The organism is Sphaerisporangium rhizosphaerae (assembly GCF_042665155.1).
Lineage (GTDB): Bacteria > Actinomycetota > Actinomycetes > Streptosporangiales > Streptosporangiaceae > Sphaerisporangium > Sphaerisporangium rhizosphaerae.
Genome location: NZ_JBHTCG010000011.1, coordinates 93,008 through 105,272, shown reverse-complemented (window position 1 = coordinate 105,272; position 12,265 = coordinate 93,008). Strand labels below are relative to the sequence as shown.

The window sequence follows — 12,265 nt, the reverse complement described above, 5'->3', positions numbered from 1 at the left end:
TTCACCGGCCGGGGGCCCCGTCCCCGGGTTCTCACCAGCACGGATCAGTGCCCGCTCCCGCAGCGGACGGCGCGGAGGTTGACCGGCGACTCCCGGCGGCCGTAACTACGCCCATGTTCTCTTTCGTGAATGCCGTACAGAGGTGTGAACGGCACCCGCGTAACGGGATCGAGGCCGGCCCCGCGCCGCCTCGGCCACGGAGGTGCGCGCTCGAATGTGAGCGCTAACAACAGCGGCCCGGGACGTAGCCCGGTCACGGGCTGTCCCGCCGCCGGCATCCACGCGCCGGGCGGTGCGCAGGTCCCATCGTCTCTCATCACGCAAAGGAGCGGTCCTTGCTCTCTCGGCCCCCCATGCGACGGCGTCGCCTCGCCATCTTCAACGCGGTCACGGCGATGGTCGTCGCCGCGGCCGGACTCGCGACCTTGACCTCCCAGGCCGACGCCGCGACCGGCTGCAAGGTCACCTACGCCGTCGCCTCGCAATGGCCCGGCGGATTCACCGCCAACGTCGAGGTGACCAACCTCGGCGATCCGCTGACGAGCTGGTCCCTGGGCTGGTCCTTCGGCGCCGGCCAGCAGGTCACCACCGGCTGGAGCGCCACCTTCTCCCAGAGCGGGAGCCAGGTCACCGCGACGAACGTCTCCTACAACGGCTCGCTGGCCACCGGCGGCGCCGTCGCGATCGGCTTCCAGGGCACCTGGACCTCCTCCAACCCCGTGCCCGGGTCGTTCACCCTCAATGGCGTCACCTGCACGGGAGGCGTCGGCGGCACCCCCACGCCGAGCTCGACCCCGACGCGCTTCCCCACGCCGACCCCCACTCCCACCCCGCCGCCCTCGCCGACCCCCACGCCGACGCCCACGCCCACCCCGACGGCGCCGCCCCCCACCGGACTGGTCGGCTGGGCGACACAGGGCGGGGGCACCACCGGCGGCGCCGGCGGCGCCACGACCACCGTCACCTCCCTGAGCGCGCTCACGAGCGCGGTCTCGGGCAACGGCGCCAAGACCGTCCAGGTCAACGGCAACTTCAGCTGCTCCGCCGACGTGCGGGTGGGTTCCAACACCACCGTCCTCGGTGTCGGCTCGAACTCCGGACTGACCGGCTGCGGCCTCAACATCAGGGACGTCAGTAACGTCATCGTCCGCAACATGAAGATCTCAAAGGTCCTGGCCGACAACGGCAACGGCGACGCGATCCACGTCGACCACTCCACCCGGCTGTGGTTCGACCACAACGACCTGTCCAGCGACACCAGCCACGGCACCGACTACTACGACGGGCTGCTGGACATCACCCACGGCGCCGACTACGTCACCGTCTCGTGGAACAAGCTGCACGACCACGTCAAGTGCTCGCTGGTGGGCCACAGTGACAGCAACGCGTCGGAGGACACCGGCCACCTGCGGGTGACCTACCACCACAACGCGTTCCAGACCTGCGCCCAGCGCAACCCGCGCGTCCGCTTCGGCAACCCGATCCACGTGTTCAACAACTACTACTACAAGAGCTCCTCCTACACCGACTACAGCTACGGCGTCGCCTCCACCTGTGGCGCCGGCGTCCTGGTCGAGGGCAACTACTTCGAGAACGTCGCCGAGCCCACCCACACCAGTGAGGGCTCCTCGCCGGGCGGCTCGATCGTCGCGCGCAACAACTACCTGGTGAACTCGGGCGCGCCGCAGACCGCCGGCAGCGTCAACTCCATCCCCTACTCCTACACCGTCGACACGCCCAGCGGCGTGAAGACGACCGTCCTCGCGAACGCGGGCACCGGCAAGATCTGACCGCCGCCGGCAGAACCGGCGACCGAGGGCCTCGGACCTGTTCCTCAGGTTCCGGGGCCTTCGGCGTCTCCACCGGGGCGCCACTGCTTCTTCTCGGCGCAGATGCGGGCCAGTTCGGCGCGCGATGCGATGTCGAGCTTGGCGAAGATCCGGCGAAGGTGGGTGGAGACGGTGTGCGGGGACAGGAACATCCGCGCGGCGGCCTGGCGGTTGGTCAGACCTCGGGCGATCAGCTCCGCCACCGCGCGTTCGGTCTCCGAGAGGCTGTCCCACCCGAAGGCCTGCCGCTGCGGCTGGGCCCAGTGCCGGCGCCGCACGCCCATCGCGCGCAGCCTCGCCCGCACCCGCGCCGCGTCCCGCAGCGCGCCGATGCGCAGGTAGCCGTCGAGCGCCTGGTCGAGACCTTCGATGGCCCGCTCACGGGCGCGGGGGGCGTCGGGCGTGGTGATCAGCAGGGCCCCGAGGTCCTCGGCGGCCGAGGCGCGCGCCCACGTCTGGGGATGGTTCACGGCGGCGAAGGCCAGGTCCGCGGGGTCTCCGTGGAGCAGCCCCCGGGCGTGCGCGGCCACGGTGGCCAGGACGGGGTAGGAGGGGTTGGTCCGTTCAAGGTGGTCCGCCGTGTCGACGATGCTCTGCGCGTACGGGCGGTTCCCCGTGGCCAGCGCCAGCCTGGTCATACAGGCCGCTGAGAGGGGAGCGGTGAGCAGCGTCCAGCGTTGTCCTTCCGCGTCGGTGTAGGTGGGTTCGAGGATCTCCACCGCCCGTCCGAGGTCACCCTGGGCCTCGGCGACCACGGCCTCGACCCACCCTTCCCACGCCGATCCGAACAGCATTCCAGCCGTGCCGGGTTGGCACCGGTATCTCCTGATGTGCTGGGTCGCGGCGTCGACGTCGCCGCGCCGCACGGCGACGTAGGCCAGTATCGACAGCCCGAGGCGGATGAACCCCTGGGTGCCCATGTCGTCCGCGATCGCCATCGCGGCCTGAGCCTCGGCCTCGGCGTCGTCGAAGCGGCCGGTGGCCAGCCGCACCCGCGCGCGGAACAACGCGGGTTGCGCGGCGAGCACGCTCACCCCGAGGGTCTCGATCTCCTCCTGGGCCGTCTGGATGGCCATGTCGGCCGCCTCGAACTGGTACACGCACCTGTGGTTGAGGCTCAGCAACAGGCGGGCGTACGGGCGCTGGATGGCTTCGACGGCGCCGCCGCCCGCGATGCGCAGCGCCTCGTGCAGGTGCTCGAAGGAGTCCGCGACCCGGCCGTCGACCATGGCGCACCGGGCGCGCAGCAGCAGAGCCCCGACGACGGCGGCGTCGGAGTGCCGGTCGCGGTCGGCGAGGACGGCCTCCGCCCGCGGCCGTCCCTTGCGCAGGTCGTTGAGCGAGATGAGCGCCCAGAACACCGTCCACTCGGCGATGCCGCCGAGGTCGTCGGGTATGTCCTCCTGTGCCAGCACGTTCTCGGCCTCCGCCAGCGCGTCCGCCGGCCGTCCGCTGAGCAGCATGATGTACGCCAGGGCGCAGCGCAGCCGGGGCTCCTGCGCCGAGGGCGCCCTTGCCAGCGCGGAGCGGGCGAGCCCGGCCGCCTCGGGCAGCCGCCCCGTGGTCGTCAGGGCGTCGACCGCCGTGGCCGCACGACCGAGCCAGCCGGGGTCGGTGGGCTCGGTCAGGTCGAGCGCCCGCCTGGCGAGATAGGCGGCGGTGTGCGGCGAGGACCGCAGCACCTCCCGCGCCGCCCGGTCCAGCCCGAGCAGTGCGCGCGCGTCACCGCGACCGGCACTGCGCATGAGGTGCGCGGCGGCGGGAACGGCCGACCCGCCTCGCCTGAGCAGCATCTCCCCTGCCTCCTGGTGCAGGGCGCGCCCCACGGCGGGCGGCAGGGTCGCCGTCACGGCCTCCCACAGCAGGTCGTGCCGGAACGCCAGCTCGCGCCCGGTGCAGTCGATGATGCCCGCCGCCGTCGCCTCCTCCAGCATGGGCAGCAGCTCGCCCGTCGCCTCGCCGAGCATCTCGGCCAGGTCCTTCACCGGCAGCGAACGGCCCAGGACCGCGGCGACCTGGAGCAGACGCCTGGTCGGGGCGGACAGCTCCTCCAGGCGCCTTCGCGTCACCTCCTGAGCCGGCGGCAGCGTCGAGACCATCCGCGCGCGACCATCGGCGATCCGGAACCCGCCCTCGCTCTTGATCTTCGTGAGGAGGTCGACGAGCGGGAAGGGGGTGGCGTCCGTTATCTCGGCCAGGGCCAGCACGTCCGGCTCGGGCACCGCCCCGAGGACGTCGGTGACCACCTCGGTCACCGCTCGCTCGTCCAGGGCCGTCAGCGCGACCCGCGTCGCGCCGTCACCTTCGAGCACCTGGAACAGGCGGTCGACGCGGGCGACGTCGCCGCCGCCGCTCGTACGCGCCAGCATCCAGACGAGCGGGGAGGAGGAGAAATCCCGCGTCAGCGACCGCAGGGCCAGCAGGGTCATCGGGTCGGCCCAGTGCAGGTCGTCCAGGGTCACGAGTACGGGCCCGTGCGCCACCATCGTCTCCAGCGGCTCGTGCAGGTCCGCCAGCAACGACAACCGTTGATCGGTCGCACCGGGCAGACCCGTGTCCATGCCCGGGGGAGGCGAGCGGCCGGGTTCTCCGAGCGCCGACAGAAGCGGCGCCAGCGGCATCATCTGGGTCAGCACGTCCGCGAAGCCGCGGGCCGTCCGGAACCCCCGCCGCAGCGCGGTGCAGGCGGCCACGTCGAGCATGCGGCTCTTCCCGACCCCCGGTGGGCCCTCGACGAGCAGGACCCCGCCCCTGCTCGCCCGGGCCGCCCGGAGCAGCCTGGCGATGAGCTCCCACTCTCGCCCCCGGCCACGCCAGCCGGGCCACGACGACGCATCGGAGCCGGGCCCACCTGCCGTCAGGACATCGTGGGACACCTCCCCCATAGGTCCATGAGACAGCAGGCGCATCGGCCCCGCAACACCACCCTGCCAGGTCGGCCCGCGGATCGCCCGTGCCGGGCCCGGAGCCGCAACGTTACACAGATGCGCGATACGGGGTTCTTCTTTGCGGTCCAAGCTCGTATCCGTTGACTCATCTCCGCGGGTGAGACGACACGAAAGGGCTCCCTTGGGACTCCTTTTGGCCGAGCGCGACTGAGAAACGTCAGCGGTGCACCGTCTGCGGCGCCTCCCGGCCCACTCGAAGCCTGACATCCCTCGAACTCATTCGAAACGGAGGGCGATGTGGACCTGTCCAGCGCATGGCCGATCCTCCTGTGGCCTGTGTGCACCCTGCTCACCTGGATGGTCGCCGCCAAAGGCCTCGCACGCCTGCTGCCCGGCCTGTCTTTGACCGCCGGCCGCGACGACCAGGCCCGAGCCGCACCGGCACGGTGCGAAGCGTCGCCGGCGGGCTCCACGGGGCGGGAGAACGGCCACCGGCATCCCGTGCCGGGTCCGGGCCGGCGGTGGCGGAGGGCCGCCGAGAGACCACCGATGCGAGAGCGGTGCCGGCCGCGCTCGGTCCGGGGGCAGGTCACCCTGCTCGCCGTCACGATGACCGTCCTCACCCTTCTCACCACCGGAGCAGGGATGTACTTCCTGGCCGCGACCGGGCCCGACCGATGGCGAGGTGATCTGCCCGGGCCCTCACTGACGGGCGCCGAGACCCGGCTGAGGCCGCCGCACGGCCGGTCGCGCCCGCCCGCCCACGTCATGCAGGTCACGGTCGTGGCGCCGGTCCGCCGTTCGGGGGCCTCCGCGTCTCACGGCCCGCTCCCGGATGTCGCCTGGCTCGGCTCCGTCCGGTTGATCGTGGCGCTGGAGGCCGCCGAGCTGGTCGCCCTGAACGCGTGGGCCGCCTGGAAGGTGACCGGCCGGCTGCTACGCCCGATGGAGACGGTCGGCGCCGAACTGTCCGTGATCGACTTCGACGACCTGACCGTACGCGTCTCGGAACCGGGAAGAGCACAGGAGGTCACCTGTCTGGCCCGGGCGATCAACAGGTTCCTGGGGCGCCTGAACCGGGCCAAGGAGGAACGCGAGGAGATCGCCTACCGCCAGCGGCAGTTCGCATCTGACGTCTCCCACGAACTGCGCACCCCCATCGCGGGACTGCGGGTGCGGCTGGAAGAGGCGCAACAGGACCCCGGCCGTGCCCGGCTGCCCGAACTGCTGGGCACGACCCTCGACCAGGTGGAACGGCTCCAGATGATCACCGATGACGTGCTGCGCCTCGCTCGCGTGCGCGGCTGCCCGCCCGCCGAACCGCAGCGCCTCGATCTCGCCGCCCTGGTCCGGATGGAGATGGCCCAGCGGACCGATCGCGTCCCCGTCCGGCTCCAGCTCGCGCGCGGGGCCATCGTGGAGGTCGTGCCGTCCCAGATCGGCCGGCTGCTGGCCAACCTGCTGGACAACGCCCAGAGGCATGCGAGGCATCTGGTGACCGTCGAGGTGCACGCCACCGAGACCGCGGTCGAGCTCGCGGTCGGCGACGACGGGCCGGGGATCGCGAAGGCCGACCGGGAGCGGGTCTTCCACCGTTTCACCCGGCTGGAGGACGCCCGCCGGCTGGACGGCAACGGCACCGGACTCGGCCTGGCCATCGCCCGCGAGATCGCCCAGGCGCACCGAGGTTCTCTCGGCGTCGAAGAAAGCGCTTTCCAAGGTGCGCGTTTCGTCCTGCGCCTGCCCGGAGCCGGGTCCGGCGAAAGGAGGTCGTCATGAAACCGGAAAGCTCGATCCGCGCCCGCCTGGCGCTGTTCACCAGCGCGGCGGTGGGCGCGCTGTGCATGGTGTTCTCCATCGTCCTGCTGTTCGCCATTAACAAGATGGCGACCCAGAACCTCACCAAAGAGGTGACCGCGGTCGGCGAACTGACCGCCTATTACGTCGACCGCGGCCAACTGGTCAATCCGCTCCCGCCCATCCCGCAGGACCTCATCCGCCCGGTCCAGGTCGTCGCCCCGGACGGACGGGTGGTCGCCGCGACCAAAGACCTGCAGAAGCGGCCCCCCATGGCCCATTTCACGCCGAAGAGCCCCGGGCGGGTGGCCAGCGCGGTCGTGTGCGACTCCGTCTTCCCGGCCGGCGGCTGCCACATCGTGGTCGCCCAGCGGGTGTACCGCGACGGCGACTGGACCATCTACAGCGCCGCGCCGACGCTGCCGTTCTTCGTCTATCCGGGTGTCGCCTCCATCCTGGTCGCGGGGACCGTCGTCTTCACGGGCGCGATCGCGTACGGGGCCCGGCACACCGTCACCAGGTCGCTCAGACCCGTGGACGCCATCCGGGCCCAGCTCGACCACATCCGCAGCAACAACCTGAGCCACCGGGTCCCGGTCCCCGTGGCCAAGGACGAGATCCACCGGCTGGCGCGGAGCGTCAACGACACGCTGGACGCGCTGGAGCGCACGCTCGAACAGCAGCGGCGGTTCTGCTCGGACGCCTCCCACGAGTTGCGCACCCCGATCACCGCCATCCGCGCCCAGATGGAGGACGCCCTCCTGGCGTCCGAGGACGCCGGCCTGCACCGGCTGTGCGACGACGTGCTCCCGAGCGTGGAGCGTCTGCAGTCGATCACCTCCGACCTGCTGACGCTCACCCAGCTCGACGCGGGCGTACCGGGCGTGCGCAAGCCGGTCGACCTCACCGAACTCATCACCATGGAGCTGAAGAGTCACCACCTGAACGGCATGGTGGTCCACCGTCTGGCGCCGGGGGTGATGGTCAGAGGCGACAGGTCACGGCTGCGCCAGTTGATCTGCAATCTGGTCCAGAACGCTCAGCGATACGCCTCCTCCACCGTCACGGTCACCCTTCGACGCGTGGACCGCGACCCGGAAGCCCCCGGGGGCGTCGTGGAACTCGAGGTCCTCGACGACGGCGCCGGAATCGCCGCCGAGCAGCGGGAGACGGTGTTCCAGCGGTTCACCCGGCTGGACACCGCGCGCAGCAGAGACGCCGGAGGGATCGGCCTCGGCCTCCCCATCGCCCGGCAGATCGCCGAGAGCCACGGCGGCGCGCTGACCATCCAGGACAGCGACCGGGGCGCGCGCTTCGTCGTCCGCCTCCCGTCGCATTCCTGACCGCCGGCGGCGCAGCCGGCGCGGCGTGCCCGGATATTCCGAACCACGTGCGTGGATATCGCGAATCACGTCCCAGTGAAGCCCATTGTTCTCGTGTGGTGACCAGGTTTCGCGCCTCTTCTCGTGCGGGTATTCCCGCTCCCGTACGCCCATTCCGGCTACGCAGAAGAATGTCACTAAATGGCCACTAAGGAATTTCGGTGATCGTTCGCGGTAAATCGGCGGATTCGAGCGGGCGGCCGGACGAGCGCACCTCGCCACGGGACGGCCCTGACGGGGTCCTGGACCTCCGCGACGCCACCACGAGCCCCGCGCCCGCGCGGAAGAGGGGCGCCCGGGTCGCCCGGATGCTCGGTCCGGCCTTCGTGGCGGCGATCGCGTACGTCGATCCCGGGAACGTGGCCACCAACCTCACCGCGGGCGCCACCCTCGGCTGCACACTGGTCTGGGTCGTCGTGGCGGCCAGTCTGGTGGCGATCCTCGTGCAGTTCCAGGCGGCGAAACTCGGCATGGCGACCGGTGAGAGCCTGCCCCGGCTGTGCCGCGGGCGGTTCACCCGGCTCGCGAGCCTCATGCTCTGGTCGCAGGCCGAGATGGTCGTGCTCGCCACCGACCTCGCGGAGTTCGTGGGCGCGGCGATCGGCATGCACCTGCTGTTCCGGATGCCGGTGGCGGCCTCGGCGGTCGCGACGGCGGTGGTGTCGCTCGCGCTGCTGGAACTGCGGCGCAAGGGGCGCACGCGCCCGTTCGAGCTCATGAGCGCCGCCGCTCTGCTGCTCGTCGGCGCGGGCATCGGCTACGACATCATCGTCACGGGGCACCAGTCCCGGAGCGCGCTCGCCGCCGGGCTCGTCCCGGGCCTCGGAGCCGAGGGGGCGCCGCTGCTGGCCATGGGAATAGTCGGCGCCACGGTCATGCCCCACGCGGTCTACCTGCACTCGGCCCTGGTACAGGGGCGCGGCATGACGACCGCGGCGGCTCGCCGGCAGCCCGACCTCGTCCGCCGGATCCTGCGGGTGGACTGTTCACTCGCCCTGGGCGTCGCCACGGTCGTCAACGTGTCGATGATCGCCCTCGGCGCCGGACTCGGCGCGGCGACCGGCGGCGCCTGGACCGGCGACCTGCCGGCCGCCCACGCGGAACTGGCGGCCCGCGCCGGCGGAGCCGCCGCCCTCGCCTTCGCCGTCGCGCTGATGGCCTCGGGCATCTCCTCGTCCGGCATCGGCACGCTCGCGGGCGACGTCGTGATGCGGGGTTTCCTGGGCCGGCGGGTGCCCGTGCACGTGCGCCGCGTCCTGACGATGACGCCGGCCGTCCTCGCGTTGTTCTCCGGGGTGTCCCTGACCGGCCTGCTGGTCCTCAGTCAGGTGGTCATCTCGCTGGGAGTGCCCGTGGCGCTGTTCCTGCTCGTCCACTTCTGCCGCGACAAGTCGCTGATGGGGCCGCTCGTCAACGCCCCGTACACGACCTGGATCGCCGGCGCCGCCGCGGTGGTGGTCGCCCTCCTCGGCTGCTCCCTGCCGATCCTGCTGCTGTGGTGAGGCTCCCGCCGGCTCGGCCTCAGGAGCCGACCGGGTCGAGCGCGTTGAGCCGGCCGACGATGAGCGGGTCGACCGGCGTGTAGGGGAACCGCGGAAGCTCCCGCTCGGGAATGCCGAAACTCGCGGCCAGGACCTCGCGGGAGAACGCGGACGCGGTGGCCCGGTAACCGATGTCGGCGGGCATGGGCTGGTCGAAGAAGATGAGGAAGTGCATGTCCCCGTCGCCGAGGACCTCGATGTGGTGCGGGAAGGCCCGCGGCACGAAGTACACGTCGCCGGGGCTGAGCAGATATTCGTCCAGGGTGTTGTCGGGGTCCAGCACCCGCATGCGGGCATGGCCCTTCTCGACGTATCCCATCTCGCCGGTGACCGGGTGCCAGTGCGGTTCGCGCATCCCGCTCTCCTTGATGCGCAGCGAGTACATCGAGATGTCCTCCAGCGCGGCCCAGTACTGCTTACGGGCCAGGCGGGCCTCACCGTAGGCGTACGACAGGGGCGGGTGCTGTCCTTCGACGTCGAACAACTGGGCGTTGGGCAGTCCGGCGGTGGAGGGGACATCGGCGGCGCCGGCGCGGCGGACGATCTGCTGCGCCGGAGACCGGTCGAAGGCGGCGAACGCCGACCCGGGAAGGTCGTAGGTGTTGCCGAGCACCGCGTCGGTCATGGCGCTGAAGCTGTCGCGCATCGAGAAATGCCGCGGGCGTTCGCTGCGCAGGGCGAGCAGGAATTCGGCACGCCCGTCGCCGATGTTCTCGATGTGGTAGATCGAACCGGATTCGACGTGGTACATCTGCCCGGCGCCGATGACGAACGAGGAGAAGACGTCGGCGTTTCCGAGTATCGACACAAGGGCGGTTCCGGAAAGGCAGTAACCGAGCTGGTTGGCGTTGACGTTCCACCGCGGCTCGCGGATCGCGCCCGGTTCGAGGACGACGTGCTTGATGGAGAGCCCGTTGAGTATCGGCAGGACGGTGGCGTCGACCAGCGTGACCGAGCCGAGTTCGCTCTCGAACGCGGGCCGCGCGGCCGCCAGGGACGTGATGTGGGGCGAGGTACCGGTCATGGCTTTCCCTTCGTCACCGCGACCGCGCGGTTCACGGCTGGATGTGTCCCGCTCGCCGAACCGCGTACCGGGCCGCACGGAGACGCGCACGCCGATGCCCTACGGTCTGACCTGGGCGTTCTTCCGTTTCATCAGGTTAAGCAGTAGGCGTCGGCCGTAGCGGTTTGTGCGGCGGCGTGTCGCACGATCTCGGCCTTCGACGGTTTTCGGCGGGCCGCCTCGCGTTCGCCTCCGCCTCCCGTCGCCTCCGCCTCCCGTTCGCCTCCGCCTTCCCCCTCGCCTCCGACGGCGCCATCGCGTGCGACCTGAACTCCGACGGCGGATGCAAGCCGGCGTCAGGCCGTTGACAGCGGGTTGCAGGCGGCATGCCCGTCAATGGTGGAGCAGCCCGGCCGACGTAGCGTCCCGGACCACAGGGTCGGCACCGTCTCGGAGGAGATCGACATGACTCACACCATCCGCGCCCTGCTCGGCGTCACCGCCGCCGCCGGCGTCCTCGCCCTGGGCGTTCCCGCGCTCGGCGCCGCCGCGAACGCCTCGGCCGCCGCCGGCACGGTCACCACGAGCTCCGCCCGCTCTCTCCGGCTGGCGCAGCCGTTCCTGTTCACCTACACCTTCGACGGCCACCTCAAGGTCGCCGGCGGGAACTTCACCGTCGGAGGCCGCGTCTACGTGGTCGTCAAGTTCACCACCGGCCGGGTGGCCTTCTCCCGGTGGCAGACCGCCCGCACGCACCCCATCACCCCCGGCGGCGCCGTCTACGTGGACACGACGATCGCCGCTCCCTGCGCCCCCGGGACCAACGGGTACGCCCGCGGGTACGACGAGGTCACCAAGCGGTGGTCGCCCCGCCTGCCGGTGACGATCTGCCAGCGAATCGACTGACCCCTCGCGTGGGGGAGAGCAGGCCGGCCCTGCTCCCGGCTTCGGCCGGGAGCAGGGCCGGCGGCATGTTCGCGGCGGTGCGGTGTTTTCGGCCATGTGATGCAGTTCACAAGGATGTCCGAAATATCCGGGGACGGTCTCCCCGTTTGCACGGAGGTCGCAACCGGGGAGACCGTCCCCGGTTGCGCGCCGGAGGACGGAAGGGAGCACCGCTGTGGGGGCCGTGAGCACGACCGCCGCGCGGAGCCACGTTCAGCGGCTGCGGGCGGACGCGTCACGCAACCGGGAACGCATCGTGGCCGCCGCGCGTGAGGCGTTCGTGGAGTACGGGGCCGAGGTGACTCTCGACCAGATCGCGCGGCGGGCCGGCGTGGGCAACGCCACGATCTACCGGCACTTCGCCGACCGTCCCGAACTCATCCGCCAGGTGACCCTGGAGGTCATGAACCGAATCGTGAAGCTGGCCGAGACGGCGCTCGCCGAGGAGCCGGACGCGTTCGCGGCGCTGCGGCGCTTCGTGCACGGCGCGACCGAGGAGCGAATTGGGGCCCTGTGTCCGATTCTCTCCGCCGATTGTGAGAGGATCGCCTCGGCGCTCACCGTGGAGCGCGCCCGCCTCGAACGGGCGGTGGAGGCCATCGTGGAGCGGGGGCGCGACGCGGGCCTCCTGCGCCCTGATGTGACCCCCGCCGACATCCTGATCGCACTCTCCCAGCTCACCCGGCCCCTGCCGGGTTCCAGGCGTCTGAACCTCGACAGGTTCGTCGGTCGTCATCTGGAGCTCTTCCTGGACGGGCTCCGCACCCCGGCGCGATCCCCCCTGCCCGGAGCCGGCGCCACCTTCGACGACCTCAAGCGGCGACCACCGACCACGACGACGCCGACCGCCTGAGCTCCCCGCTCCGGCGACGGATCGTTA

At 71.3% G+C, this 12,265-nt stretch carries 8 protein-coding genes; 6 read left to right on the top strand and 2 right to left on the bottom strand.

What is annotated here, in order from left to right; translation table 11 throughout:
• The first annotated feature begins 335 nt into the window (after nucleotides 1-335).
• Complete coding sequence (locus ACFQSB_RS18545) at nucleotides 336-1,790, top strand: pectate lyase family protein (RefSeq protein WP_380827917.1); 1,455 nt, start codon at nucleotides 336-338, stop codon at nucleotides 1,788-1,790.
• Between the two features lie 44 nt (nucleotides 1,791-1,834).
• Here ACFQSB_RS18545 and ACFQSB_RS18540 read toward each other — a convergent pair whose 3' ends face one another.
• Nucleotides 1,835-4,714 carry a helix-turn-helix transcriptional regulator gene (locus ACFQSB_RS18540; protein ID WP_380827915.1) on the bottom strand — a complete coding sequence of 960 codons (2,880 nt, stop codon included), beginning with the start codon at nucleotides 4,712-4,714 and terminating at the stop codon, nucleotides 1,835-1,837.
• Nucleotides 4,715-5,266: 552 nt separating this feature from the next.
• On the opposite strand from ACFQSB_RS18540, the gene ACFQSB_RS18535 reads away from it, so the two are divergent.
• The 3 genes from ACFQSB_RS18535 to ACFQSB_RS18525 all read left to right on the top strand — a co-directional run bounded on the left by ACFQSB_RS18535 (nucleotide 5,267) and on the right by ACFQSB_RS18525 (nucleotide 9,398).
• Complete coding sequence (locus tag ACFQSB_RS18535) at nucleotides 5,267-6,496, top strand: sensor histidine kinase (RefSeq protein WP_380827914.1); 1,230 nt, start codon at nucleotides 5,267-5,269, stop codon at nucleotides 6,494-6,496.
• Nucleotides 6,493-7,857, top strand: a complete 1,365-nt coding sequence (locus tag ACFQSB_RS18530) for a sensor histidine kinase (protein WP_380827912.1) — start codon at nucleotides 6,493-6,495, stop codon at nucleotides 7,855-7,857. The genes ACFQSB_RS18535 and ACFQSB_RS18530 overlap by 4 nt, the downstream gene beginning before the upstream one ends.
• A 200-nt stretch (nucleotides 7,858-8,057) precedes the next feature.
• Nucleotides 8,058-9,398: an Nramp family divalent metal transporter gene (locus tag ACFQSB_RS18525; RefSeq protein WP_380827911.1), complete on the top strand. Its 1,341-nt coding sequence runs from the start codon at nucleotides 8,058-8,060 to the stop codon at nucleotides 9,396-9,398.
• A gap of 19 nt (nucleotides 9,399-9,417) precedes the next feature.
• Here ACFQSB_RS18525 and ACFQSB_RS18520 read toward each other — a convergent pair whose 3' ends face one another.
• Nucleotides 9,418-10,461: a cupin domain-containing protein gene (locus ACFQSB_RS18520; RefSeq protein WP_380827910.1), complete on the bottom strand. Its 1,044-nt coding sequence runs from the start codon at nucleotides 10,459-10,461 to the stop codon at nucleotides 9,418-9,420.
• Nucleotides 10,462-10,905: 444 nt separating this feature from the next.
• Between ACFQSB_RS18520 and ACFQSB_RS18515 the strand changes: the two genes are divergently transcribed.
• Both ACFQSB_RS18515 and ACFQSB_RS18510 read left to right on the top strand, forming a co-directional pair.
• Nucleotides 10,906-11,346 carry a hypothetical protein gene (locus tag ACFQSB_RS18515; RefSeq protein WP_380827909.1) on the top strand — a complete coding sequence of 147 codons (441 nt, stop codon included), beginning with the start codon at nucleotides 10,906-10,908 and terminating at the stop codon, nucleotides 11,344-11,346.
• Nucleotides 11,347-11,560: 214 nt separating this feature from the next.
• Nucleotides 11,561-12,238: a TetR/AcrR family transcriptional regulator gene (locus ACFQSB_RS18510; RefSeq protein ID WP_380827908.1), complete on the top strand. Its 678-nt coding sequence runs from the start codon at nucleotides 11,561-11,563 to the stop codon at nucleotides 12,236-12,238.
• Nucleotides 12,239-12,265: the final 27 nt, after the last annotated feature.